This is a genomic window from Caulobacter sp. SL161 (genome assembly GCF_026672375.1).
In the GTDB taxonomy this organism is placed as follows: domain Bacteria; phylum Pseudomonadota; class Alphaproteobacteria; order Caulobacterales; family Caulobacteraceae; genus Caulobacter.
In genome coordinates this window covers 1,101,685-1,124,533 of the sequence record NZ_JAPPRA010000001.1, presented here as the reverse complement: position 1 = coordinate 1,124,533, position 22,849 = coordinate 1,101,685, and the positions used below count along the sequence as shown (strand labels likewise).

Below are 22,849 nucleotides of genomic sequence, written 5' to 3'. Positions count from 1 at the left end.
TTGGCAAGGACACCCTTTCATGGCCCGCGAATTTGCTGCTATAACGGCATATGTTCGCGGGGCTTCGAGGCCAGCCGTCTTGATCTACCGATGGTCGATTGGTCTCACATTGGCATCCCGCGAAGCCACCTTTCGGAAGCCCCCGAACGCAGGAGTCGGCGCGACGTGTCTCTTTCCAAGCGCATAGGCTTCGCCCACGGCGCGGTGCCCGCCCCTCTATACCTGCAACTGCAGCGCGCGCTGCGCGAGGCGATCGAAGTCAAGGTGCTTGCGCCCGACGACGCCCTTCCGCCGGAACGCGACATGGCCGAGGACTTCGCCGTATCGCGGATCACGGTCCGCAAGGCGCTTGAGGGCCTAGTCAGCGAAGGCCTGCTGACCCGTCGCCAGGGCGCGGGCACTTTCGTGGCCGCCCGGGTCGAGAAGAACTTTTCGAAGCTGACCTGCTTCACCGAGGACATGCGCTCACGCGGCCGTGCGCCCGCCAGCGAGTGGATCACCCGCGCCGAGGGCGCGGTGACCCCTGAAGAGGCCTTGATGCTGGGCGTCTCGCCCAACACGCCGGTCTATCGCTTTCACCGCATTCGCCTGGCCGACGGCGCGCCGATGGCGGTCGAGTATACGACCATCGCCGGCTTCGCCCTGCCCTCGGCCGACGCCGTCAAGGACTCCCTCTACGAGGCCATGGCCGCAACGGGCCACCGACCCACACGCGCCTTGCAGCGCCTGCGCGGCGTGCTGATCTCGCGAGAGCACGCCTCGCTGCTGGGCGTGAAGCCGAAGGACGCCGGGCTTCTGGTCGAGCGACGCGGCTACCTGCGGGACGGGCGGGCCGTCGAAATCTCGCATTCCTACTATCGGGGCGACGCCTACGACTTCGTCGCCGAACTGAACGACGCAACCTGAACGGCGCTGACGCGCATCTTGCCAAAGGACCACGAGCTTGGAGGCGACTGTCTTGACCCGTCCCGAGGGCGCCGCGCCGGCGCGGCTTTCGCCTGAAGACACGCGCATGTTCCTGGAAGCCGGAGAAGGTGCGGCCGTCGTCCGGACGCTTCTGGCCGCCAACGCCGAGCGCGTCGCGGCCCTGGCCGAGCGGCTGCGCGCCCACCCGCCCCGGGTCGTGATGACCTGCGCGCGCGGCAGCAGCGACCATGCGGCCACCTTCGCCCGCTATCTGATCGAGACCAAGGCCGGGGTGCTGACCTCATCGGCCGGCCTGTCGGTCAGCTCGGTCTATGACGCCTCGCCCAATCTGGAGGGGGCCCTCTGCCTGGCGGTCTCGCAGTCGGGCAAGAGTCCTGACCTCCTGGCTTCGGTGAAGGCCGCCAAGGCGGCGGGCGCCTATGCGGTGGCGTTCGTCAATGTCGAGGACTCCCCCCTGGCGGCCCTCGCCGACGTGGTGATCCCGCTGCACGCCGGTCCGGAGCTGTCGGTCGCCGCGACCAAGTCCTACATCGCAGCCCTCGCCGCCATCACCCAGCTCATCGCAGCCTGGACGCAGGACGAGGCGCTGACGGCGGCGCTCGAAGGCCTGCCCCTGCAGCTGGAGTCGGCCTGGAATCTGGACTGGTCCAGCGCTGTCGAGGGCCTGCGCCACGCCGTCAATCTCTATGTGCTGGGGCGCGGCGTCGGCTTTGGCGTCGCCCTGGAGGCGGCCCTGAAGTTCAAGGAAACCTGCGGCCTGCACGCCGAAGCCTTCAGCGCCGCCGAAGTCCTGCATGGTCCGATGGCCCTGGTGAAGGAGGGCTTCCCCGCCCTGGTCTTCGCCCAGAACGACGAGAGCCGCGAGAGCGTGGTCGAGATGGCCCAAGGCCTGCGCCAGCGCGGCGCCAGCGTGCTGATGGCCGCCCCGGGCGACGACGCCCCCGGAGGCCTGCCCACGCCCCTGTCGCATCCGGTGCTGGAGCCGATCCTGATGGTCCAGAGCTTTTACCGGATGGCCAACGCCCTTTCGGTGGCGCGCGGTTACGATCCCGACAGCCCGCCGCACCTCAACAAGGTCACCGAAACGCTCTGATGCCGATCGCTCTCGTCAATGGTCGGGTCCTGACGCCGGCGGGCCTTGTCAGCGGCAAGGCGGTGCTCGTGGAGAACGGCGTGGTCGTGGCGCTGCTCGACGCCAGGGACGTTCCGGCCGCCGCCCAGCGCTACGACCTGGGCGGCGACCGCCTTGTCCCGGGCTTCATCGACACCCAGGTCAACGGCGGCGGCGGGGCGCTGTTCAACGACGCCCCCACGGCGCAGACCATCGCCACGATCGGCGAAGCTCATCGCGCCTATGGCACCACCGGGTTCCTGCCGACCTTGATCAGCGACGATCTCGATGTGGTGGACGCGGCGCTGCGCGCCACCGAGGACGCGATCGCCCAGGGCGTTCCGGGCGTTCTGGGCGTTCACATCGAAGGGCCGTTCCTGAACCCCAAGCGCAAGGGGATCCACGACGAAGCCAAGTTTCGGGTCATCGATGAGGACGCGATCGCGCTGCTCTCATCGCTCAAGCGCGGCAAGCTGCTGCTGACCCTGGCGCCTGAACGCACAACGCCCGACATCATTGCGCGTCTTGCCGCCGCCGGCGTCATCGTCGCAGCGGGCCACACCAATGCCCGCTACGAGACCATGCGGCAGGCGCTGGATCATGGCCTGACAGCCGTGACCCACCTGTTCAACGCCATGTCGCCACTGACCAGCCGCGAGCCCGGCGTGGTCGGCGCCGTGCTGGAAAACCAGAACGCCTGGGCCGGGATCATTGTCGACGGGCGTCACGTCGATCCGGTGACCCTGAAGATCGCTCTGCGGACCCGTCCGCTGGACCGCTTCATGCTGGTCACCGACGCCATGCCCACGGTCGGCCTGACCAACAAGCGGTTCAACCTGCAGGGCCGCGAGATCCTGGTTCGCGACGGGGTCTGCGTCGATGAGGCCGGCACCCTGGCCGGCTCGGACCTGGACATGGCCGCCGCTGTCCGCAACGCCGTCTCGATGCTGGGGCTGACGCTGGAGGACGCGGTCATGATGGCCTCGGCCGCGCCGGCGGCCCTGCTGGGCCTTCAACAGCGGCGCGGCGCCATCGCGCCGGGACTGGCCGCAGATTTCTGCCGACTCGATGACGCCATGAACGTCACGAGCACCTGGATCGACGGGAAGGAAACACATGCCCGACAAGAGGCTCTGCTGGTCTAAGCGCTCCCTGGCGCTGGCCCTGACATTGGCGATCGGCTGCGGACAGGCCGCGTGGGCTCAGCCCGCGACCGACCTGCTGGCCAAGGTCGATCCGTTCGTCGGCGTCGACGGCGGCGGGGTCACCGGCGGCAACACCGTGCCCGGGGCCGGCGCGCCGTTCGGCTTCGTGTCGCTCAGCCCCGACACCACCAACGCCGACACCAACGGCTACGACTCCAGGAGCCCGATCATGGGCTTCAGCTACACCCATGTCAGCGGCACGGGCGGGTCGGGCAAGTACGGCAACTTCCGGGTGACGCCGACGGTCGGCCCGTTGCGCGTCAATCATCTGCACTTTGGCAAGACCGACGAGCGCGCCTCGCCCGGCTACTACACGGTGGGCCTGGGCAACACCGACGCCGAACGGATCAAGGTCGAGCTGACCGCCACGCGGCGGGTCGGCCTCCAGCGTCTGACCTATCCGGCGAGCGCCGAGAGCCACTTGATCTTCGACGTCAGCTCGGTGATCGCCATGCGCGGCCGAGGCCAGCGCGTGCGCCTGGCCAAGGTGGAGCTGATCAACGATCACACCCTGGCCGGCGAGGTCACGGTCGAGGGCGGCTGGAACCCCACGCCCTACACGCTCTATTTCCACGCGGTCACCGACCGTCCCGCCAAGGCCTTCGGCGCCTGGAAGGCGGGACAGGGCTGGATGGAGACCAAGCCGGGCGTCGGCCGCTCCGAGGGCGGCGTCCAGGTCAAGAGCGCCGCCAATCGTCTGGGCCTGATGATCGAGTACGACACCGAGCGCGAGTTCTCCAATCGCCTCGGCGCCTACCTGACCTTCGACACCACCGCCAACCGCCAGGTCCAGATGAAGCTGGCGGTGTCCTTCATCAGCGCCGACAAGGCCCGCGCCAATCTGGACGAGGAAGCGCCGGGCTGGGACTTCGACGCCACGCGCCGCACCACCGAGGCGCAATGGTCCGACGCCCTCGCCAAGATCCGCGTCGAGGGCGGCCGCGAAGAGCAGCAGCGCATCTTCTACTCGGCGCTCTATCGCTCCCACACCATGCCGCACGACCTGACGGGCGAGAATGTGTGGTGGACGTCCGACGAGCCCCACTACGAAGACTTCTACACCCTGTGGGACACCTTCCGCACGCTGCACCCGCTGCTGACCATCATTCAGCCCCAGCGTCAGCGGGACATGATCCGCTCGCTGCTGGACACCTACAAGCACACCGGCTGGATGCCCGACTCGCGCATCGCCGGCGCCAACGGCATGACTCAAGGCGGCTCGAACGGCGACATCCTGATCGCCGACGCCGTCAGCAAGAAGCTGGGCGGCTTCGACGTGAACCTGGCCTATGAGGCGATCCTCAAGAACGGCGAGGTCGACAGCGACAAGCCGTTCATGCAGGGCCGCGTGCTCAAGGACTATCTGAAACTGGGCTATGTGCCCTTCACCGAAACCCGCTCGGCCTCGCGCACCCTCGAGTACGCCTATAACGACTTCGCCATCGCCGTGGTCGCCAAGTCCCTGGGCAAGACCGAGGACGCCAGGCGCTATCTGGCCCGCTCCGGAAACTGGAAGAACCTGTGGGACGACGCGATCGGCTGCGTTCGCCCCCGCTATCCGAACGGCGAATGGGTCGAGAACTATAGCTGCACCTACGAGTATCCCGACCGTTCAGGTCCGTGGTGGGACGCGGTGTTCTACGAGGGCAACGCCCTGCAGTACTCGAGCTACGTGCCGCAGGACGTCGCCGGCCTGATGGCCAAGACCGGCGGTCCGGACGGCTTCGTCAAATGGCTAGACCACCTGTTCGACGGTCACTATTCGCAGAGCAACGAGCCGGATCTGCTCGCGCCCTATCTCTACATCCACGCGGGGCGGCCCGATCGGACCCACGAGATCGTTCGTGGACTGATGGCCAAGCACTACCGCCTCAGCCGCACCGGCCTGCCCGGCAATGACGACGCCGGCGCCATGTCCAGCTGGTACGTCTGGAACGCGATGGGCCTCTATCCCAACGCCGGGCAGCCCTTCTACTACCTCTCCGCGCCCATCTTCGCGCGCAGCCAGATCAGCCTGGAGAGCGGCAAGACCTTCGTGGTCTCCGCACCCAATACGTCTGATGAGAACCGCTACATCGTCGGCGCCAAGCTCAACGGCAAACCGCTCGAGCGCGCCTGGATCTCGCATGACGAACTCGCCCGCGGCGGCGTGCTGGAACTGACCCTGGGCCCTGCGCCGGGAGCTTGGGGAAAGAGCCTTCCCAAACCGCCCCAGGGGCTTTGAGGGCGCGATGGCCCGGTCGCTGCGAACGCCGCGCCGGGCCGCCGCAAGCCCCCTAGAAACTTGTCAGATAACTCGTTATAATTGGTCAGGCCACTTAAGGTCACACTCAGCAACGCCAGGTCCATGCTCAAGATCATCGACGCCAAGGTCATCGTTACCTGCCCCGGCCGCAACTTCGTCACCCTGAAGATCACGACCGAGGACGGGATCACCGGCGTCGGCGACGCCACCCTGAACGGCCGCGAATTGTCGGTGGTCAGCTTCCTGCAGGACCACATGGTCCCCAGCCTGATCGGCCGCGACGCTCACCAGATCGAGGATATCTGGCAGTTCTTCTATCGCGGGTCCTATTGGCGCGGCGGCCCGGTGGCCATGACCGCCCTGGCGGCGGTCGACATGGCGCTGTGGGATATCAAGGGCAAGGTCGCGGGCCTGCCGGTCTATCAGCTGCTGGGCGGGGCCTGCCGCACGGGCGTCACCGTCTATGGCCATGCCAACGGCGAGACCATCGACGAGACGATCGCCGAGGCCGTGAAGTACAAGGCCATGGGCTACAAGGCCATCCGCCTGCAGACGGGCGTCCCGGGCCTGGCCAGCACCTACGGCGTCTCGGGCGACAAGATGTTCTACGAGCCCGCCGACAACGACCTGCCGACCGAAAACATCTGGTCGACGGCCAGATATCTGAACCACGTGCCCAAGCTGTTCGAAAAGGCCCGCGAGGTGCTGGGCTGGGACGTCCACCTGCTGCACGACGTCCACCACCGCCTGACGCCGATCGAGGCCGCGCGCCTGGGCAAGGACCTGGAGCCCTATCGCCTGTTCTGGCTGGAAGACTCGGTTCCCGCCGAGAACCAGGCCGGCTTCCGCCTGATCCGCCAGCACACCACCACGCCCCTGGCCGTCGGCGAGATCTTCGCCCACGTCTGGGACGCCAAGCAGCTGATCGAAGAGCAGCTGATCGACTATCTGCGCGCCACCGTCCTGCACGCCGGCGGCATCACCAACCTGAAGAAGATCGCCGCCTTCGCCGACCTGCACCACGTTAAGACCGGCTGCCACGGCGCTACAGACCTGTCGCCGGTGACCATGGCCGCAGCCCTGCACTTCGACATGTCGATCACCAACTTCGGCCTGCAGGAATACATGCGCCACACGCCGGAGACCGACGCGGTGTTCCCGCACGCCTACACCTTCAGCGACGGCATGCTGCATCCGGGCGACAAGCCGGGCCTGGGCGTCGACATCGACGAGGACCTGGCCGCCAAGCACCCCTACAAGCGCGCCTACCTGCCGGTGAACCGGCTCGAAGACGGGACCATGTTCAACTGGTAAGACCAACGGAGTCGGGGTGCGGCTTAAGCGCCCCGACTCACGCCTCAGGCCGCGCCGACATCTTCAGACGGCCGCGCCAGCCTGAGAGGGCGGACCGCCAGCCTTGTCGCTTGCGATAGTCGCCCCCCCCACACACAAGGCCACAGAGCGGCGTCGGCGGCGTCCCCTCTGATCTATCGCCGACGCCGTTTATGGCGTTGGAGAAGGCATACGGCTGCTTGCGGTCGCTAGAGCCTCACGCGTCAAAACAGCATCGTTTTTGACGCGACAACGAGGCGCCAATTCAAACACTTAGAGCGTGACGCCGAAACCGGTTCCCACTTTCGGCGTCACGCTCGAGTCTGAAGGTTCCAGAGCGATCGCTCCTTTGGTGCAGCGCCCGAGCTGGTCCATCCCATAGGTGTCAACATCCAGCGCGCGCTCACCCCTAAGGCATGCGCCAGCTTGCAACTCACTCGCAATCTTATATGACGGCGGAACTTTCCGACCTGTCGAGGCCAAGATGACCCGCCCGTTCCCCGCCTGCGCCACCGCGCGCCGTCTGGCCCTTTCGGGTCTGAGCCTCTGGACCTTGGCGACAGCGGCGCACGCTGAAGAGACGCGGGAGCCGAACGCCACGGACTTGGAGCAAGTGGTGATCACCGCCGCCCGCACGATCCTGCCGGCCAGCGCCCTGCCGTTGACGGTGGATGTGGTCGATCGCGAGACCCTGTCCCAGCAGGTGACCATCAGCGGTTCGATCATCGATGCGATCTCGACCCTGTCGCCGTCGTTCTCTCCGACCCGCCAGAAGCTGTCGGGCGCCGGCGAGACCCTGCGCGGCCGCTCGCCGCTCTACGCGATCAACGGCATTCCCCAGTCCACCCCGATCCGCGACGGTTCGCGCGACGGCTACACCATCGATCCGTTCTTCATCGACCGGGTGGAGCTGATCTATGGCTCCAACGCCCTGCAGGGCATCGGCGCCACCGGCGGCGTGGTCAACCAGGTGACGGTCGGCGCGCCCAAGGAAGACGGCGTCTCGGGCCGCACCCTGGTTCAGACCACCGCAGGTCATGATCTCGGCGACGCCGTCGGCGGCAAGGTCGCGGGCCTGGTCGGCTGGCGGGACGGCGCGTTCGACGCCACCGCCGGCGTCGCCTACGAGACCCGCGGCGCCTTCTACGACGCCAAGGGCCGTCGCATCGGCATGGACAACACCCAGGGCGACGTCCAGGACTCCAAGACCCTGTCGCTGTTCGCGCGCCTGGGCTGGCAGCTGAACGAGGCGACCCGCATCGACATCGTCGGCAGCCGCTTCGAACTGAAGGGCGACGGCGACTATGTGACCGTGACCGGCACGGCCGTGGCGGCGACGGACGGCAATCGCGCCGCACGCCGCCCGACCACCGCCTATCGCGGCGTCGTGCCGGGCGTGCCTGCGGCGAACCGGGTCGAGACCCTGTCGGCCTCGCTGACCAGCGACGTGTACGGCGGCGCCCTGAACGCCCAGCTGTTCTTCAACCGCTCGCGCGACACCTTCGGTGGCGACATCAGTTCCACCTTCCAGGACGTCAGCATCGCCCCCAACGGCACACTGTTCGACCAGTCCTCGAACCGCTCGCGCAAGCTGGGCGCCCGGATCAGCTATGAGCGGGCCGTGCCGCGGATCGAGGGCCTGACCGCCACCGCCGGCCTCGACGCGCTGACCGACCGCACCGAGCAGCTGCTGATCGCCACCGGCCGCGCCTGGGTGCCGCCGACCAAGTTCCAGAGCCTGGCTCCGTTCGTCCAGGGCAACTACGCTCTCTTCCAGGGTAAGCTACGCCTGGCTGGCGGCCTGCGCTTCGAGAACGTCGAGCTGAACGTCAACGACTTCACCACCCTGGCCTTCTACGGCTCGCGCAAGGTCGGCGGCGGCGATCCCGAGTTCAAGGCGACCCTGGCCAACGGCGGCGTCGTGTTCGAACCGGCCCAGGGCGTGCGCCTGTATGGCAGCTACGCCGAGGGCTACACCGTGCCGGACGTCGGCCGCATCCTGCGGGCGATCAACGTCAACAATGTCGATGTCGACACCTATCTGGCCGTCGAGCCGATCGTCTCCAACAACCGCGAGCTGGGGGCCGAGTTCAAGCGCGGTCCCATCGACGCCAGCGTCACCTACTTCTGGTCGAAGTCCAAGCTGGGCCAGTTCCTGATCCGCAACGCCGACGGCGTCTTTGACGTGCAGCGCCAAGGCGTCGCCATCGAGGGCCTGGAAGCCAATGTGAAGGCCCGCACCCCGATCCCGGGCCTGGACGTTTCAGCCGGCTATGCGCGCCTGCGCGGCCAGACCGACACCAACCGGGACGGCAAGGTCGACACCGACCTGGACGGCGCCAACATCTCGCCCGACCGCCTGAACCTGGCGGCCGACTACCAGACCGGCAAATGGGCCCTGCGTCTGCAGATGCAGAAGTACATGTCGCGCAACATGCAGCAGTCGCTGGTGAAGGACGACTTCGAGGGCTACACGCTCGCCGACGCCTTCGTCCGCTATCAGCTCGCTGAGGGCGCGGTGTCGCTGGGCGTGCAGAACCTCTTCGACAAGCAGTACATCTCGTACAATTCGGACACGACCCTGCCGGCCAAGGACAAGTTCTACGCCGGTCGGGGCCGCACCGTGACGCTGGGTTGGGACGCGCGCTTCTGATGCCGCTCCTGCGCCTGCTGCATCGCTGGACGGGCGGGCTGATCGGCCTGCTGCTGGCGCTTCTGGGCTTTAGCGGCGCGCTGCTGGTGCACGAGGACGCGTTCCTGCGCGCCACCGTGCCCCACGCCGCCGACGCCCAGCGGCAGGACGCCGCCACCCTGGCGGCGATGGCCGCCAAGGTCTTCGCCGCCGAGGATCGCCCGCGCTCGATCGTGCTGGCCACCCAGCGACTGGGCCTGAACAAGCTGAACTACCAAACCGAAGAAAAGGCCGCCTACGCCAACCAGGACGGGGAGATCGTCCAGGTCTGGACCTCCAACTGGGAGCGGCCCGAGGCCTGGATCTTCGATTTCCACCATCACCTGTTCAACGGCGACGCCGGCGAGATCGTCGGCGGCGTCCTGGGTCTGGCGGGGCTCGCCTTCGTGCTCACCGGCCTGATCCTTTGGTGGCCGACGCGGCGGATGTTCCATCTGCCCCTTTGGCCTCGGAAGATGACGCGGGCGGGGATCGTCCATCATCACCGCGACCTGGGCGCGCTGCTCGCGCCGCTGCTGATCCTGTCTCTGGCCACGGGCGCGGCCATGAACCTCAAGTGGTTCTCCCAGGCCCTGCGCGCGCCGTTCTCCTCGCCGACGACGATGGAGCAGGCTTCCGCCCCGCCGAAGATCAAGGGCGGCGAGCTCGCCAAGGATCTGAACTGGACCAAGGTGATCGGTCAGGCCCAGGCGCGCTTTCCGGGCGCGGAGATGCGGATCATCACCCTTCCGGCCAAGCCCGGCGGGCTGATCCAGATCCGGATGCGCCAGCAAGCCGAATGGCTGCCGAACGGTCGCTCGATGGTGTGGTTCGACCCGGCCGACGGCGCCATGGTCGCCAGCCGCGACGCGCAAAGCCTGCCGCTAGGTTCGCGCATCGCCAATCTCGACTATCCGCTGCATGCGGCCAAGGTCGGCGGCCTCCCCTATCGACTGGTGATGACGGCGTCGGGCCTGGCCTTGACCCTGCTGGGCGCGCTGGCTGTGGTCACCTTCTGGCGTAATCCTTCCGGGCGCCCAAGGCGCAAGCTTGGCCGCGAGCCTTCGCGTTAGCGCGCTACCCACCCAACCGCGAAGATCTCTATTGAAGCTGAGCGCCGTGGCGGAATCCGCCAGCGAGCCGGAAGACCCCCATCGCGGAGCGCGCGCGACCGCCACGAAGGCCGCGTGAATGCGCGCTGCAAATGGGATGATAGGAGGCTGTGAATCCCGCCCTCAATCACTTGCCCCGCTGGGCCTAAGTGATTGAAGAAAATGGCGCGCCCGGAACGATTCGAACGTCCGACCCTCAGATTCGTAGTCTGATGCTCTATCCAGCTGAGCTACGGGCGCGCACTGCCTTGCGGCGAGGCGGGGGAGATAGCCCAGCCATTCCGGGGACGCAAGCCCGGTTTGCAGGATAATTTTGAAAAGTTTCGCGCACCGTTGTTCGCGAAAGCGCAAAGCCTTGCGCAGCGGGGGTTCAGGGACGGCGTTTGGGGTCGCGGGCGGCCTATCGGGGCGTGACAGCGCCACAGGTTTGGTGTCCATGGAGACATCCAGGACGGCGGGCAGGCCGTCCCTAGCGCCCGTCATGAGGATCCGTATGCGTCGTTTGGCTTCCCTGCTCGCCCTGTCCGCCGCGCTGCAGCTCTGCCTGGCCCCGGTCGCCGCGCTGGCCGAGTCGATCCCGCTGGCGATGCCGACGCCCCGCCCGGCGGCGACCTCCACCCCGGCCAAGGGCATGGTGGCCGCGGCCAATCCGCTGGCGGTCGAGGCGGGCCTGCGCGTGCTGCGCGACGGCGGCTCGGCGGTCGACGCCGCGGTGGCGATCCAGGCGGTGCTGAGCCTCGTCGAGCCCCAGAGCTCGGGCCTGGGCGGCGGCGCGTTCCTGATGGCCTATGACGCCAAGACCGGCAAGATCACCGCCTATGACGGCCGCGAGACCGCGCCGAGCGGCGCGACGCCCGACATGTTCATGGGGCCCGACGGCAAGCCCCTGCCCTTCGTGAAAGTGCTGCTGTCGGGCCGCTCGTCGGGCGTGCCGGGCGCAGTGGCCATGCTGGCCCAGGCGCAGAAGGATCATGGCAAGGTCGCCTGGAGCACGCTCTTCAAGGACGCCGAGACCCTGGCCGCCGACGGCTTCGTGGTCAGCCCGCGCCTGGCGGGTATGATCAACAGCCCCCGCGCGCCCCAGGCCTCGCAGCCCGACGCGGTCAAGTATTTCACCAAGCCTGACGGGACCCGCTACAAGGCCGGCGACGTGCTCAAGAACCCGGCCTATGCCGAGACGGTGCGCCGGATCGCCGCTGAGGGGCCCTCGGCGCTGTACGAGGGGCCGATCGCCCAGGCCATCGTTGAGCGCCTGCGCGAGGGCGAGCTGCCCGGCAGCATGACGCTGGAGGATCTGAAGCGCTACAAGCCGCGCGCCGGCGCGCCGCTGTGCCGTCCGTGGAAGGTCTACACCGTCTGCGTGCCCAACCCGCAGTCCAGCGGCCTGGCCATCATCCAGGCCCTGCAGATGCTGGAGCACACTGACATCGGCAAGCGCGGTCCCACCGATCCGGTCGCCTGGACCCTGCTGGCCCAGGCCGAGCGCGTGATGTACGCCGACCGCGATCGCTATGTGGGCGATCCTGACTTTGTGACCGTACCGGTCGCGGGCCTGCTGGACCCGAAATATGTCGCCCAGCGCGCCAAGCTGATCACCGACAAGGCCGGCGCGGCGCCGCCGTTCGGCCAGCCGAAGGGCGCGCCCAAGGTGGGGGTCGATGCGACCCACGAGCCGGGCGGCACCACCCACTTCGTGGTGGCGGACACGCAGGGCAACGTCGTCTCGATGACCACCACGGTCGAGAGCATCTTCGGCAACGGCCGGATGGTGGGCGGCTTCTTCCTCAACAACCAGCTGACCGACTTCTCGTTCTCGCCGGTCGAGAAGGACGGCGCGCCGGCGGCCAACGCCATCGCCGGGGGCAAGCGGCCACGCTCGTCGATGGCCCCGCTGATCGTGCTGGACAAGAAGGGCAAGTTCCTGGCCGCCGTCGGCTCGCCGGGCGGCAACGCCATCCTGTCCTATAACCTGAAAGCCATGGTCGGGCTGTTCTACTGGAACCTGAACATGCAGCAGGCCGTCTCGCTGCCGAACCTGGTGGCCCGCGGCGAGAACTTCTCGGGCGACGCGGACCTGTTCGGTCCCGAGATGCTGGCGGCCCTCAATGCGCGCGGCGTGACGGTGAAGGTCGGCCAGCTGGAGACCTCGGGCCTGCAGGGCGTTATCGTGCGTCCGGGCGGGGTTCTGGAGGGCGGCGCCGATCCGCGTCGCGAGGGCGTGGCCAAGGGGCTTTAAGCGCTTCTCAGGTCTGGGCCTGGTGCTCTTCCAGGCCCGCCTCGACCTCGGCGCGGGAGAAGACCTCTTCCTGACCATCGATCAACAGCTCGGTATCGGCGGCGTTCTGGACAGCCACCATCGCCGCCACGCGGCGCAGGGCAGAGGGCGCGTCGGGGGCCTCGACCGTGATCTCGTGGATGGGCGCGGCTTCCGGGGAGGCCCCTAACTTCACCGCGATGGTCCAGGTCGTGGCCATATCGATTGCCTCTAGCTCGCCGAGGCGTCAGCGGCTCGATCGTCGGATTCGGGCAAGGGCTCGGGCGCACCGGACAGCGTCAGGTCGAACACCGAACCGCCGGGTCCGGTTTCCACCAGCGCCAGATCGCCGCCATGACCCTGGGCCAGCTCGCGAGCGATGGCCAGGCCAAGACCCGTGCCCCCGCGACGCACCGAGCCCACGAACGGCTGGAAGAGGTTGGCGCGGGCGCGCTCGGGCACGCCGGGCCCATCGTCGGACAGGCGCAGGACGCTCGAGCCGTCAGCCCGTCGCAGCTCGACGAACACCTTGCCCTTGCCGCCCCGATCGGGCGCGCCCTCGATGGCCTCCCGGGCGTTGCGCAACAGGTTGGTGAGGATGCGGTGCAGTTGGTCCGGATCGGCCAGTACCTGCTCGCGAGGACCGATGACCGTCTCTAGGCTGACGCCCTGCGCGGACAGGCCGGCGTCCTCGGCGGCCATGTCGAGGGCCGGACGCAGCGGGATGACCCGGGTGACCGGCTCGGGCTCCTTGGACTTGCCATAGGCCATGACGTCGGAGGCCAGGTTGATGGCGCGGTCGAGGGCCCGTTCCAGGCGCGGCAGGGCCTGGGCCACCTTGGGGTCCCCCAGAGCCGCCAGACGGTCCGAAGCCATCTGGGCGCTGGTCAGCATGTTGCGCAGGTCGTGATTGATCTTGGCGACCGCTTCGCCCAGCGCGGCCAGGCGCGCCTTGGACGACAGCGCCGCCAGCAGGTCGGCCTGCATGCGGTCGAGCTCAAGCTCGGCGCGGCCGATCTCGTCACGCCGGTTGGAGAGGACGATGCGCGCGGCCGGGTCGTCAGGATCGCTGCGGAACGCCTCCATGGCGCGGGTGATGCGCTGCATCGGCCGTACCAGGAAGATGTTGAGGAAGGCGTAGACCAGCACGCCCGCCAGGGTGGCCACGAAGATCGTCACGCCCGCCAGCTGCCAGAAATAGGCCACGAGCCTGGCCTTCAGCGGCGCGTCGGGCAGCACCACCTCGATGAACTCGGCCTTGCGGAAGCGCGGCTCGGCCATCACGCGGACCATCGCGCCCTTGGGGCTGGTCAGGGTGTAGAACGGCGCGGCCAGCCATGAGCCGGGGTTCTGGCGGCGAAGATCGACGAGGTAGGGCGTCTCGAACGGCTGTTTAGGCGGCAGGACGAGGCGACGCGCGCCGTCGACCTGAACCGCCACCGTGACGGCGCCGGCCTGGTCGAACATCTGGTTGGCGACCGCGTCGCTGACCCGCAGCTCCGGATCGGACTCAGCGATGGTCGAGGCCAGTTCCCCGGCGCGGACCCGGTCCAGCAGCCACTGCTCCTCATAGGCCGCCAGGGCGGGCGGCAGGATCAGCAGACCGCCGAAGTTGACGACCACGGCGGTGAACAACAGCAGGCGCGCCGACAGACCGCCGGGCCACGGAAAGCGCTTCCGGGGCTTGAGGGTCTTGTCTTCCGAAGGCGAGCCGGGTTGGACCATCCGGGGCGGTTACTTCTCGTCCAGCGACGCGACGTCGCGCCCATTTCGCCAATGGCGCCACAACGGCGGCAGAAACGCCAGCACGCCCATGCCGATGATCGGCAGATAGATGCGCGGCGACAAGAGGCTTTCCACGGTCACCGGACCGCCCTTGGCGAACACATGGCCCAGGCCTGCACCGATTCCGGCATAGACAAAGGAACTGGGGATCATGCCCAGCACCGAGGTCAGCAGAAAGGTGCGCACCCTGACGTTCATCACGCCGGCCGCGACATTGACCGCCAGCAGCGGAAAGGCCGGGATCAGGCGCAAGGTCAGCAGATAGTTGAAAGCGTCCCCCTTGAAGCCCTCGGCGATCCGGGAAACGAAGGCGCCCGATTTCAGGCGCAAGGCGTCCCCAAAAGCGGTGCGAAACACCAGGAAGGTAATCATGGACCCGCCCGTGGCGCCGGTCACTGCGGCGAAACCGCCGCCGACCGGGCCGAAGAGGAACCCGCCTGACAGCGACAGGATCAGGGCGCCCGGCAACGAAATCGCCACCGAGCCCATGTAGATCGCCAGATAGACGGCCGCGCACGCCAGCGGATGCTCGTAAGCGAAGGCCTGGAGTTCGGTCCCCCGGCGGCGCAGTTCCTCCAGCGAGATGTGCTCGACAAGACCGCTGGCGAAGGCGGCGGCGCACAGGATCGCGACCACCACGAGGGGCCCGAAGCGACGCACGCGCGTCAGGACCTCGCCACGGCTCATGCAGCGCCGATCGCGTCCTCGACGGCGGCGAAGCCATCGGCGCGAAGACGAGCGGCGAGGTCGCGCTTGATCCGGGTGACCAGGCCCGGCCCGCCATAGACGAGGGCCGAATAGAGCTGCACCGCTCGCGCGCCCGCGCGAATCTTGGCGTAGGCGCCCGCCCCGTCGGCCACCCCGCCCGCGCCGATCAGCGCCACCCGGCCGGCGGCGGCCGCATGGAAGCGCGCCAGAACGGCGGTTGAGGCCTCCAGCAGCGGCGCGCCCGACAGGCCGCCACTCTCACCGGCGAAGCGCGACCTCAGCGTCTCGGGCCGGGCGATGGTGGTGTTGCTGACAATGATAGCGTCGAGCCCCGCGCCGACCACGGTCTCGACAATGGCCTCGACCTCGCCATCCTCCAGGTCGGGGGCGACCTTCAGGAAGATCGGATAGTCGGCGCCGGACGCGACCTTCAGCGCCGCGCGGGTTTCCGCCAGCCGCCCGAGAAGCTCTTCCAGCGCCGCCTTGGTCTGCAGGGCGCGCAGGCCCGGCGTGTTGGGCGAGGAGATATTGGCGGTGAAATAGTCCGACAGGCCCCACAGCCGGGTCAGGCCGGTCACATAGTCCTGGATGCGGTCGCTCGCGTCCTTATTGGCCCCGATATTGGCGCCGACCACGCCGCCGCGGCCCTGACGCGCCGCCAAGCGCTGGGCGAAGGGCTCCAGGCCGCCGTTGTTGAAGCCCATGCGGTTGATCACCGCCTGGTCCTCGGTCAGCCGGAAAAGCCGGGGACGCGGATTGCCGGCCTGGGCCAGCGGCGTGACGGTGCCCGCCTCCACAAAGCCGAAGCCGGCGGCCAGCATAGCGTCGGGAACCTCGGCGTTCTTGTCGAAGCCGGCGGCCAGACCCACGCAGTTGGGTAGCTCCAGGCCCGCGATCTTGACCGCCAGGATCGGATCGTCCGGTTGCGCATCACGCGGGCCAAGCCCCCACTTGAGCCCTCGAATGGCCCAGCCGTGAGCGTCCTCGGGATCGAAGGCATGGAGCGCGCGGGCGGCGATGTCGTGAAGGCTCATGCGAGATGGTCGCCCAGTTGCGGCACGCCGTCGGCGTCCAGATCGAGATCGGCTTCACGCGTCACCTCAGAAACGAGGAGCGGACGATAAAGATGGGGGAACAGCGCCCCGCCGCGCGAGGCTTCCCACTTGAGATCCTCTCCCAGCGGCTCGGCCTCGACGGCCAGCAGGACGAGGCTCGCCTGGCCCTTGAACCATTTGGCGGCGGTCTCTTGCGCCTGTTCGGCGGCGGACAGGTGAATGAAACCGTCGGCCAGATCGACCGCCGAGCCCTCGAAGCGCCCCTGGACCTTGGCGGCGTCCCACTCGGCGCGGGACAAGATCTTGTAGATCAGGGTCATTCGCCGCCCATCCCGCCGTTTTCGTTAGCGTAAAGTAGATGCTCCAGGCGCGGGCTCTCCGTCCCGTCCCACGCCAGGACCACGACGGTCGAGGTCGGGAAGCGGCCCCTCAGCTTGTTCGTCTGGATCGGCGAGGCTTCGCCCCCCAGGCAAAGCCGCAAAGCCAGTTCGTGCATGCCCGGATTGTGTCCGACCACCATCACCGTACCGGCGGCGTCGACTGCGTCCTCGACGGCCTGGAGGATCTCCTCCGGATCGGCGTGATAGAGATCGCGCAGGTGCTCCACGCGGGCCTTGGGGAAATGCGCGGCCACCTGCTCGGCGGTCTCGCGGGTGCGCCGCGCCGACGAGACCAGGAAAAGATCCGGCTCATAGGCCAGACCCGCCAGCACCCGCCCCATCAGGGACGCGTCAGCACGCCCGCTCTCGGCCAGGGCGCGCTCGAAGTCGCCGCCGCTCTGGGCGTGCCGTTCGGCCTTGCCGTGGCGCATCAGGATCAGTCGCTCCATGCGCCCTCCATAGCCGTCCCTCGCCCTGTCAGGAAGCCGGCGGTTGACACCTTCTTCGCCAAGCGCTCCAAGGCGGCATGGCTGCGCTCGATCCGATCACGCCCGCCGGCGGGGGAACCTGGCGGTTTCCTGCGAATGAACCTCTGCGGCTGGACTCCGGAGGCGTCATCGAAGGTCTGGAAATCGCCTACCAGACCTACGGCCAGCTGAACGCGGACAAGTCCAACGCCGTCCTGATCTGTCACGCCCTCACGGGCGACCAATACGTGGCCTCGCCCCACCCCACCACCGGCAAGCCCGGCTGGTGGCAACGCCTCGTCGGTCCCGGCAAGCCGCTGGACCCCGCGCGGCACTTCATCATCTGCTCGAACGTGATCGGCGGCTGCATGGGCTCGACGGGCCCGGCCTCGATCAATCCGGCCACGGGCAAGACCTATGGTCTGTCGTTCCCGGTCATCACCATCGCCGACATGGTCCGGGCCCAGGCCATGCTGGTCACGGCGCTGGGGGTCGAGACCCTGTTCGCCGTCGTCGGCGGCTCGATGGGCGGCATGCAGGTCCAGCAATGGGCCGTGGACTATCCCGAGCGGATGTTCAGCGCCGTGGTGCTGGCCTCGGCCTCGCGCCACTCGGCCCAGAACATCGCGTTCCACGAGGTGGGCCGCCAGGCGATCATGGCCGATCCCGACTGGCGCGGCGGCGCCTATGCCGAGCACGGCGTACGGCCCGAGAAGGGCCTGGCCGTGGCCCGCATGGCCGCGCATATCACCTATCTGTCCGAGCCCGCCCTGCAGCGGAAGTTCGGCCGCGAACTGCAGCGCGACGGCCTGTCCTGGGGCTTTGACGCCGACTTCCAGGTCGAAAGCTATCTGCGCCATCAGGGGTCCAGCTTCGTCGACCGGTTCGACGCCAACAGCTATCTCTACATCACCCGGGCCATGGACTATTTCGACATCGCCGCCGGCCATGGCGGGGTGCTGGCCAAGGCGTTCACCCGGGCGCGGCATGTGCGCTTCTGCGTGCTGAGCTTCTCCAGCGACTGGCTCTATCCGACCGCCGAGAACCGCCACCTGGTCCGCGCCCTGACCGCCGCCGGCGCCCGCGCGGCCTTCGCCGAGATCGAGAGCGACAAGGGCCATGACGCCTTCCTGCTGGACGAGCCGGTGATGGACGCCGCGCTGGAGGGCTTCCTGGCTTCGGCCGAACGCGACCGGGGGCTGGTTTGACGGCGCATTTTGCAATCCTCCCCCCAGCGGGGGAGGTGTCGGCGCAGCTGACGGTGGGGGAAGTCCTGCCGGCGGGGTTTCTCCCCCCTCCGGTCCTGCGGACCGCCTCCCCCACGGGGGGAGGATTTTGATGACCTCTATCCGCGAAGATTTCCGCGAAATCCTGCGCCTGGTGCGCCCCGGCTCGCGGGTGCTGGACGTCGGGTGCGGCGAAGGTGTGCTGCTGGACCTTCTGGCCCATGAAAAGCAGGTGGACGCCCGCGGCCTGGAGCTGAGCGCCTCCGGCGTGGCCGCCTGCATGGCGCGTGGCCTGTCGGTGGTGCAGGGCGACGCTGACCTGGACCTGGATCACTTCCCCGATCGCTCGTTCGACTATGCGGTGCTGTCTCAGACCCTGCAGGCGACGCGCAATCCGCGTCACGTGCTGGACGAGCTGCTGCGTATCGCTGACCGGGCCATCGTCTCGTTCCCGAACTTCGGCCACTGGCGGGTGCGCTGGTCGCTCTTGAGCCGTGGCCGGATGCCCGAGACCAAAGCCCTGCCCCTGCCCTGGTGGTCGACCCCGAATATCCACCTCTGCACCCTGGCCGACTTCATGGCCCTGACCCAGGATCTGAACCTGCGGGTCGACGCCAGCGCCGCCTTCGCCGGCAAGGGCGCGGCGCGGCCGATGAACCCGACCAGCGCGCTGGAGAACTGGCGCAGCGAGACCTGCCTGTTCATGCTGAGCCGCAACAGCGCTCCGCCGATCCGGGAACTTCCGCCAAGCTCGGGCGATCTCTTCGACGGATGAAGACGTTTCGTCTGATGACCTACAATGTCCACCGCTGCGTGGGCACGGACCGCAAGCTCGATGTCGAGCGGGTGGCCGAGGTGATCGCGGCCGAACGGCCGGACGTTGTCGCGCTGCAGGAACTGGATGTCGGCCGCGCCCGCACGCGAAGCGTCGATCAGGCCCACCGTCTGGCCGAGCTTCTGAGGATGAGCTTTCACTTCCATCCGGCCATGGCCGTAGAGGAAGAGCTCTATGGCGATGCGATCCTGACCGCCCTGCCGGAGCGGCGCATCAAGGCCCAGGGCCTGCCGCTCTATCGCCGGGTGCCGGGCCTTGAGCCGCGCGGCGCCCTGTGGATCGAGGTCGAGGTCGGCGGCGCCAAGGTCCAGATCATCAATACCCATCTGGGCCTCGTGCCCCAGGAACAGAAGCGCCAGGCCGCCGCGCTGCTGGGCCCTGAATGGATCGGCGATGAAGCCTGGAGGGCGCCGGGCGTCTTGCTCGGTGACTTCAACGCCACGCCCTACTCGGCGACCTATCGCATGCTGAGGACCGCGCTACGTGACGCCCAGGCGCCGTGTCCGGCCTGGTTGCGGCCCGCCACCGCAACCTTTCCCTCAAGCTTTCCGTTCATGCGGATCGATCATGTGTTCGTGACCAAGGGCCTGGAGACCCGCGCGGTCAGCTCGCCCTATGACGCCCGGGCGCGCATAGCCTCCGATCACCTGCCCCTGGTGGTCGATCTGGAAATCACGGACGCAGGTGACCCGGCGGCAGAGGCGGCGGCGCGGTAAGGCGGGCAAGGTCGGCACGCAGACGCTTGCGACGCCCCCATGGCCGCCAGGCGTCGTCGGGCGTGATCGCATCGCCCAGGTTCCAATCGGCAATGAACTGCTGCACGCGGGTCAGTCTTCGCGTCGGGACAGGCCGAAGTCGCCGCGGCGGACCGCCATGGGCGTCGAGCGCATTGATCGCCGCCGCCAGCCCGCCCTGGCGCTCCATCGCTTCAAGCACGTCGAGCGCCGAGCGATCGATGAAATGGCCGATCAGGCGGCCGAGGAAGCCTCTGATCGTCTCGCGCTCCAGATCATCGCGGGCCTCGAACGCCAGGTCACACTCGCTGTCGAGACCGATCGAGCGGTTGTTGAGATTGGCTGACCCGATCCGCAGCACCTCATCGTCGATGATCGAGACCTTGGAATGGACGATGATCGGCCCGCCCTTGGGCGTATGGGCCGAAAAGGCCGTGAATCGGTGATGGAGATCGACCTCGCGCAGCCTGTTGATGGCGGCCGTGCGGGCGCTGTCCATGGTGATCTGGTCGAAATAGCTGGGGCTGCGCGCGGGTCCGATCGTCACGACCTCGGGACCATCGGGCTCGGCCAGACGCTCGGCAAGGGCTTCGACGAGCAGCGGCGAGGTGACGTACTGGTTTTCCAGATAGATGAGGCGCTTGGCGCGGCGGATGGCGGACAGGTGCAGCAGCATGCACTCGGTGATCTCCGGCCGCCCCCGCCAGGCGGCGGAGGTGCGAGCCACCGCCACCGGCGCGCGCCGCAGATCCGGAACCAGCCCCGCCGGCCACGGTGGCTGGTCGGGGCGGACGGGCCGCGCGATGGCGTCACCGCCCGACGCGCGCCAGCGATCGACGAACAGATCCGCCATGGCCTCGCCCGCCCGTCCGTCGACCAGCATCGAAACCTCGTGGCGCGCGGGATAGCGTCGACCGGTCGGCAGGCGCCTTAGCGGGTTTTCGTCGAGATGCCGGGTATCGTCCCAGCGATCGACGCCGATGTCGCCGCCGCTGACCAACGCGGTCACGCCGTCGATGATCACCGCCTTCTGATGATGGCAGGCGCTGGCCGGCAGGGTGGCGTCCAGCCTGTACTTGACCCGCGATCCGGCAAAAAAGGCCGCGCCCCGGTGTGGCCCGAACATCTGCGCGGCGGCGATCGGGAACGGCATATCCCAAGTCAGCACTCGCACATCCAGAGCCGGATTGAGAGCGGCCTGTCGACGCAGAATCAAGCCGATGCGATCGGCCGACCGGGGATCTCCGCTCTTTCGCACCCGGTCAGGGTCGAGCCGGGTCAGGGGATCGAACACCCAGGCCAGGATCCAGATCGACTTGCGCGCCGCCAGCAACAGCGGCTTCAGCGCATCGAAGGCTTCGTCATTGTCGATAAGCAGAGCGACGCGGTCTGCGGGCTCGACCCGCCAACAGTTGTAACCCGGTTGAAAGACGGAAGCGCGCTCGACCATGTCTACCCTAAACCCGCGACTCCAGCAGGAACGCGCGTGAAGGTGTTATGGCTCCGCTTGAGCGCGCCGTCTTGTGAACTCTTGTTTGGGTCAGCCGGCGATCGCCGCGGCGTCGCGCTCGCCGGTGCGGATGCGCAGGGCCTGTTCCAGGTCCATGACGAAGACCTTGCCGTCACCGATCTTGCCGGTGTTGGCGGTGCGCTGCAGGGCCTCGATCACCGGCTCGAGCACATCGGTCGGAACGGCGATCTCCAGCTTGACCTTGGGCAGCAGCTTCACCTCGTATTCGGCGCCCCGATAGACCTCGGTCTTGCCCTTCTGACGGCCATAGCCGCGCACCTCGGTGACGGTCAGGCCAGACGCCCCCGCCTCGGTGACCGCTTCGAGCACCGCATCCAGGCGGCTCGGCTTAATCACGGCGACGATCATCTTCATGGCGCGGCTCCAGCGAGCGAACGGTTTCTACGAGTCCAAGCTAGGCGTCGAGACGCTTCGCTCCAAGTGCGTTCAGCGATCAAGACCGCTCGGCGCCTTATGAACGGGCGCCGTGTTGACCGGAACAGGGCGCTCGCCGGTCTGGCGGGCGGGTGTCGGCCCCGCCGGACTGGGCAGCAGCACGCCCGGCGCGAAGACGCGCGCCCGCGCCCGGTGACCCCTGGGCTTGACCGCGAAGGTCTGCTTGATCGCCTCCATCAGGATCACGCCGGCAAAGCGCGGCCACAGGGTGGCGCCGACCTGCTCAAAGCCCTCGGCCCAGCTCGACATGGCGGCCAGCGGCGGGACATAGAGCGCCCTTGTCCAGCCCGCCGGCTCCAACTCGGCCTCACGGATCAGGCTTTCCAACTGGCTGCGGCTATAGGGGCGACCATGCCCGAACGGCGTGCCCTCGGCGCCTGCCCACACCCCGTCGCGGGACGAGACGGCGACGATCAGGCGCCCGGTCGGCGCCATGACCCGCCCGATCTCGGCCAGCAGGGCGGCCGGGTCGTCGGCTTCCTCCAGCGCATGGACCGCCAGGACGCGGTCGAACAGCGCATTGGGCAGCGGCAGCGCCGCATCTTCGACAAGGCACGCCTGATTGCGCCCGCCCTGCGGCCAGACCTCGACACCCTGCTGGGCCGGCATCGCGGCGACCACGCGACGGGCCTTGGCGCGCGCCGCGTCCAGGAAGGGCGTCGCGTAGCCCACGCCCAATACGTCGAGGTCGCGGGTGTCCCCCCAGGCCTCCTCGACCTTGCGCGTCAGCATGGTCCGCGCCACACGGCCCAGCGGCGAGGCGTAGAAGGCCCTGAGATCGAGCACGTCGCGACGCATTGAGTCTCCCGAACCACGAGGCCTTCGTTGTAGGCTCC

At 68.1% G+C, this 22,849-nt stretch carries 20 protein-coding genes and 1 tRNA gene; 11 read left to right on the top strand and 10 right to left on the bottom strand.

What is annotated here, in order from left to right; translation table 11 throughout:
- From OVA11_RS05710 to OVA11_RS05680, 7 genes are all read left to right on the top strand, one after another.
- Positions 1–906 (top strand): GntR family transcriptional regulator, encoded by a 906-nt coding sequence (locus OVA11_RS05710; RefSeq protein ID WP_268066570.1) that lies wholly within the window; start codon positions 1–3, stop codon positions 904–906.
- Positions 907–943: 37 nt separating this feature from the next.
- On the top strand, positions 944–2,020 hold the full coding sequence (locus OVA11_RS05705) for an SIS domain-containing protein (RefSeq protein WP_268066569.1): 1,077 nt from the start codon (positions 944–946) through the stop codon (positions 2,018–2,020).
- Positions 2,020–3,183 carry an N-acetylglucosamine-6-phosphate deacetylase gene (gene nagA, locus OVA11_RS05700; protein WP_268066568.1) on the top strand — a complete coding sequence of 388 codons (1,164 nt, stop codon included), beginning with the start codon at positions 2,020–2,022 and terminating at the stop codon, positions 3,181–3,183. Before OVA11_RS05705 ends, nagA begins: the two co-directional genes overlap by 1 nt.
- Positions 3,155–5,467, top strand: coding sequence for a GH92 family glycosyl hydrolase (locus OVA11_RS05695; protein ID WP_268066567.1), 2,313 nt, complete (start codon positions 3,155–3,157; stop codon positions 5,465–5,467). Before nagA ends, OVA11_RS05695 begins: the two co-directional genes overlap by 29 nt.
- A 123-nt stretch (positions 5,468–5,590) precedes the next feature.
- Positions 5,591–6,802 (top strand): D-mannonate dehydratase ManD, encoded by a 1,212-nt coding sequence (manD, locus tag OVA11_RS05690; protein ID WP_268066566.1) that lies wholly within the window; start codon positions 5,591–5,593, stop codon positions 6,800–6,802.
- A 502-nt stretch (positions 6,803–7,304) separates the two neighbouring features.
- The gene (locus tag OVA11_RS05685) at positions 7,305–9,473 is read left to right on the top strand and encodes a TonB-dependent receptor (RefSeq protein WP_268066565.1); all 2,169 of its coding nucleotides are present in this window, start codon (positions 7,305–7,307) and stop codon (positions 9,471–9,473) included.
- The gene (locus tag OVA11_RS05680; RefSeq protein ID WP_268066564.1) at positions 9,473–10,564 is read left to right on the top strand and encodes a PepSY-associated TM helix domain-containing protein; all 1,092 of its coding nucleotides are present in this window, start codon (positions 9,473–9,475) and stop codon (positions 10,562–10,564) included. The genes OVA11_RS05685 and OVA11_RS05680 overlap by 1 nt, the downstream gene beginning before the upstream one ends.
- Positions 10,565–10,766: 202 nt before the next feature.
- Here OVA11_RS05680 and OVA11_RS05675 read toward each other — a convergent pair.
- A tRNA-Arg gene (locus OVA11_RS05675) sits at positions 10,767–10,843 on the bottom strand.
- 253 nt (positions 10,844–11,096) lie between these two features.
- Here OVA11_RS05675 and ggt point away from each other — a divergent pair.
- Positions 11,097–12,839: a gamma-glutamyltransferase gene (gene ggt, locus OVA11_RS05670; protein ID WP_268066563.1), complete on the top strand. Its 1,743-nt coding sequence runs from the start codon at positions 11,097–11,099 to the stop codon at positions 12,837–12,839.
- A 7-nt stretch (positions 12,840–12,846) separates the two neighbouring features.
- On the opposite strand, the gene OVA11_RS05665 is transcribed toward ggt, so the two are convergent.
- The 6 genes from OVA11_RS05665 to OVA11_RS05640 are packed head-to-tail and all read right to left on the bottom strand — an operon-like array spanning position 12,847 to position 17,234.
- Complete coding sequence (locus tag OVA11_RS05665) at positions 12,847–13,077, bottom strand: hypothetical protein (protein WP_268066562.1); 231 nt, start codon at positions 13,075–13,077, stop codon at positions 12,847–12,849.
- 11 nt (positions 13,078–13,088) lie between these two features.
- On the bottom strand, positions 13,089–14,582 hold the full coding sequence (locus tag OVA11_RS05660) for a sensor histidine kinase (protein WP_268066561.1): 1,494 nt from the start codon (positions 14,580–14,582) through the stop codon (positions 13,089–13,091).
- 9 nt (positions 14,583–14,591) lie between these two features.
- Positions 14,592–15,329, bottom strand: coding sequence for a TVP38/TMEM64 family protein (locus tag OVA11_RS05655; RefSeq protein ID WP_268066560.1), 738 nt, complete (start codon positions 15,327–15,329; stop codon positions 14,592–14,594).
- On the bottom strand, positions 15,326–16,384 hold the full coding sequence (locus OVA11_RS05650; RefSeq protein ID WP_268066559.1) for a quinone-dependent dihydroorotate dehydrogenase: 1,059 nt from the start codon (positions 16,382–16,384) through the stop codon (positions 15,326–15,328). Before OVA11_RS05650 ends, OVA11_RS05655 begins: the two co-directional genes overlap by 4 nt.
- Positions 16,381–16,725: a DUF952 domain-containing protein gene (locus tag OVA11_RS05645; protein ID WP_268066558.1), complete on the bottom strand. Its 345-nt coding sequence runs from the start codon at positions 16,723–16,725 to the stop codon at positions 16,381–16,383. The genes OVA11_RS05650 and OVA11_RS05645 overlap by 4 nt, the downstream gene beginning before the upstream one ends.
- On the bottom strand, positions 16,722–17,234 hold the full coding sequence (locus OVA11_RS05640; RefSeq protein ID WP_268066557.1) for a SixA phosphatase family protein: 513 nt from the start codon (positions 17,232–17,234) through the stop codon (positions 16,722–16,724). The genes OVA11_RS05645 and OVA11_RS05640 overlap by 4 nt, the downstream gene beginning before the upstream one ends.
- A 77-nt stretch (positions 17,235–17,311) precedes the next feature.
- On the opposite strand from OVA11_RS05640, the gene metX reads away from it, so the two are divergent.
- The 3 genes from metX to OVA11_RS05625 all read left to right on the top strand — a co-directional run bounded on the left by metX (position 17,312) and on the right by OVA11_RS05625 (position 20,029).
- A complete protein-coding gene (gene metX / locus OVA11_RS05635; RefSeq protein ID WP_268066556.1) occupies positions 17,312–18,460 on the top strand; it encodes a homoserine O-acetyltransferase MetX in 1,149 nt (382 codons plus the stop codon).
- Positions 18,461–18,587: 127 nt separating this feature from the next.
- The gene (gene metW, locus OVA11_RS05630; RefSeq protein WP_268066555.1) at positions 18,588–19,253 is read left to right on the top strand and encodes a methionine biosynthesis protein MetW; all 666 of its coding nucleotides are present in this window, start codon (positions 18,588–18,590) and stop codon (positions 19,251–19,253) included.
- Positions 19,250–20,029 (top strand): endonuclease/exonuclease/phosphatase family protein, encoded by a 780-nt coding sequence (locus tag OVA11_RS05625; protein WP_268066554.1) that lies wholly within the window; start codon positions 19,250–19,252, stop codon positions 20,027–20,029. Before metW ends, OVA11_RS05625 begins: the two co-directional genes overlap by 4 nt.
- Here OVA11_RS05625 and OVA11_RS05620 read toward each other — a convergent pair.
- The 3 genes from OVA11_RS05620 to OVA11_RS05610 all read right to left on the bottom strand — a co-directional run bounded on the left by OVA11_RS05620 (position 19,986) and on the right by OVA11_RS05610 (position 22,811).
- On the bottom strand, positions 19,986–21,497 hold the full coding sequence (locus tag OVA11_RS05620) for a phospholipase D-like domain-containing protein (protein WP_268066553.1): 1,512 nt from the start codon (positions 21,495–21,497) through the stop codon (positions 19,986–19,988). The genes OVA11_RS05625 and OVA11_RS05620 overlap by 44 nt on opposite strands.
- Before the next feature lie 90 nt (positions 21,498–21,587).
- Positions 21,588–21,932: a P-II family nitrogen regulator gene (locus OVA11_RS05615; RefSeq protein ID WP_010918409.1), complete on the bottom strand. Its 345-nt coding sequence runs from the start codon at positions 21,930–21,932 to the stop codon at positions 21,588–21,590.
- Positions 21,933–22,004: 72 nt separating this feature from the next.
- Positions 22,005–22,811: a class I SAM-dependent methyltransferase gene (locus OVA11_RS05610; RefSeq protein WP_268066552.1), complete on the bottom strand. Its 807-nt coding sequence runs from the start codon at positions 22,809–22,811 to the stop codon at positions 22,005–22,007.
- Positions 22,812–22,849: the final 38 nt, after the last annotated feature.

What these genes read in the sequence shown, in the direction of transcription:
- OVA11_RS05625 (WP_268066554.1), top strand. Translation starts at nt 19,250, where the DNA reads ATGAAGACGTTTCGTCTGATGACCTACAATGTCCACCGCTGCGTGGGC.
- OVA11_RS05650 (WP_268066559.1), bottom strand. Translation starts at nt 16,384, where the DNA reads ATGAGCCTTCACGACATCGCCGCCCGCGCGCTCCATGCCTTCGATCCC.
- manD (WP_268066566.1), top strand. Translation starts at nt 5,591, where the DNA reads ATGCTCAAGATCATCGACGCCAAGGTCATCGTTACCTGCCCCGGCCGC.
- OVA11_RS05685 (WP_268066565.1), top strand. Translation starts at nt 7,305, where the DNA reads ATGACCCGCCCGTTCCCCGCCTGCGCCACCGCGCGCCGTCTGGCCCTT.
- OVA11_RS05680 (WP_268066564.1), top strand. Translation starts at nt 9,473, where the DNA reads ATGCCGCTCCTGCGCCTGCTGCATCGCTGGACGGGCGGGCTGATCGGC.
- OVA11_RS05640 (WP_268066557.1), bottom strand. Translation starts at nt 17,234, where the DNA reads ATGGAGCGACTGATCCTGATGCGCCACGGCAAGGCCGAACGGCACGCC.
- OVA11_RS05695 (WP_268066567.1), top strand. Translation starts at nt 3,155, where the DNA reads ATGCCCGACAAGAGGCTCTGCTGGTCTAAGCGCTCCCTGGCGCTGGCC.
- ggt (WP_268066563.1), top strand. Translation starts at nt 11,097, where the DNA reads ATGCGTCGTTTGGCTTCCCTGCTCGCCCTGTCCGCCGCGCTGCAGCTC.
- metX (WP_268066556.1), top strand. Translation starts at nt 17,312, where the DNA reads ATGGCTGCGCTCGATCCGATCACGCCCGCCGGCGGGGGAACCTGGCGG.
- OVA11_RS05645 (WP_268066558.1), bottom strand. Translation starts at nt 16,725, where the DNA reads ATGACCCTGATCTACAAGATCTTGTCCCGCGCCGAGTGGGACGCCGCC.
- OVA11_RS05620 (WP_268066553.1), bottom strand. Translation starts at nt 21,497, where the DNA reads ATGGTCGAGCGCGCTTCCGTCTTTCAACCGGGTTACAACTGTTGGCGG.
- OVA11_RS05665 (WP_268066562.1), bottom strand. Translation starts at nt 13,077, where the DNA reads ATGGCCACGACCTGGACCATCGCGGTGAAGTTAGGGGCCTCCCCGGAA.
- OVA11_RS05660 (WP_268066561.1), bottom strand. Translation starts at nt 14,582, where the DNA reads ATGGTCCAACCCGGCTCGCCTTCGGAAGACAAGACCCTCAAGCCCCGG.
- OVA11_RS05615 (WP_010918409.1), bottom strand. Translation starts at nt 21,932, where the DNA reads ATGAAGATGATCGTCGCCGTGATTAAGCCGAGCCGCCTGGATGCGGTG.
- nagA (WP_268066568.1), top strand. Translation starts at nt 2,020, where the DNA reads ATGCCGATCGCTCTCGTCAATGGTCGGGTCCTGACGCCGGCGGGCCTT.
- OVA11_RS05610 (WP_268066552.1), bottom strand. Translation starts at nt 22,811, where the DNA reads ATGCGTCGCGACGTGCTCGATCTCAGGGCCTTCTACGCCTCGCCGCTG.
- OVA11_RS05655 (WP_268066560.1), bottom strand. Translation starts at nt 15,329, where the DNA reads ATGAGCCGTGGCGAGGTCCTGACGCGCGTGCGTCGCTTCGGGCCCCTC.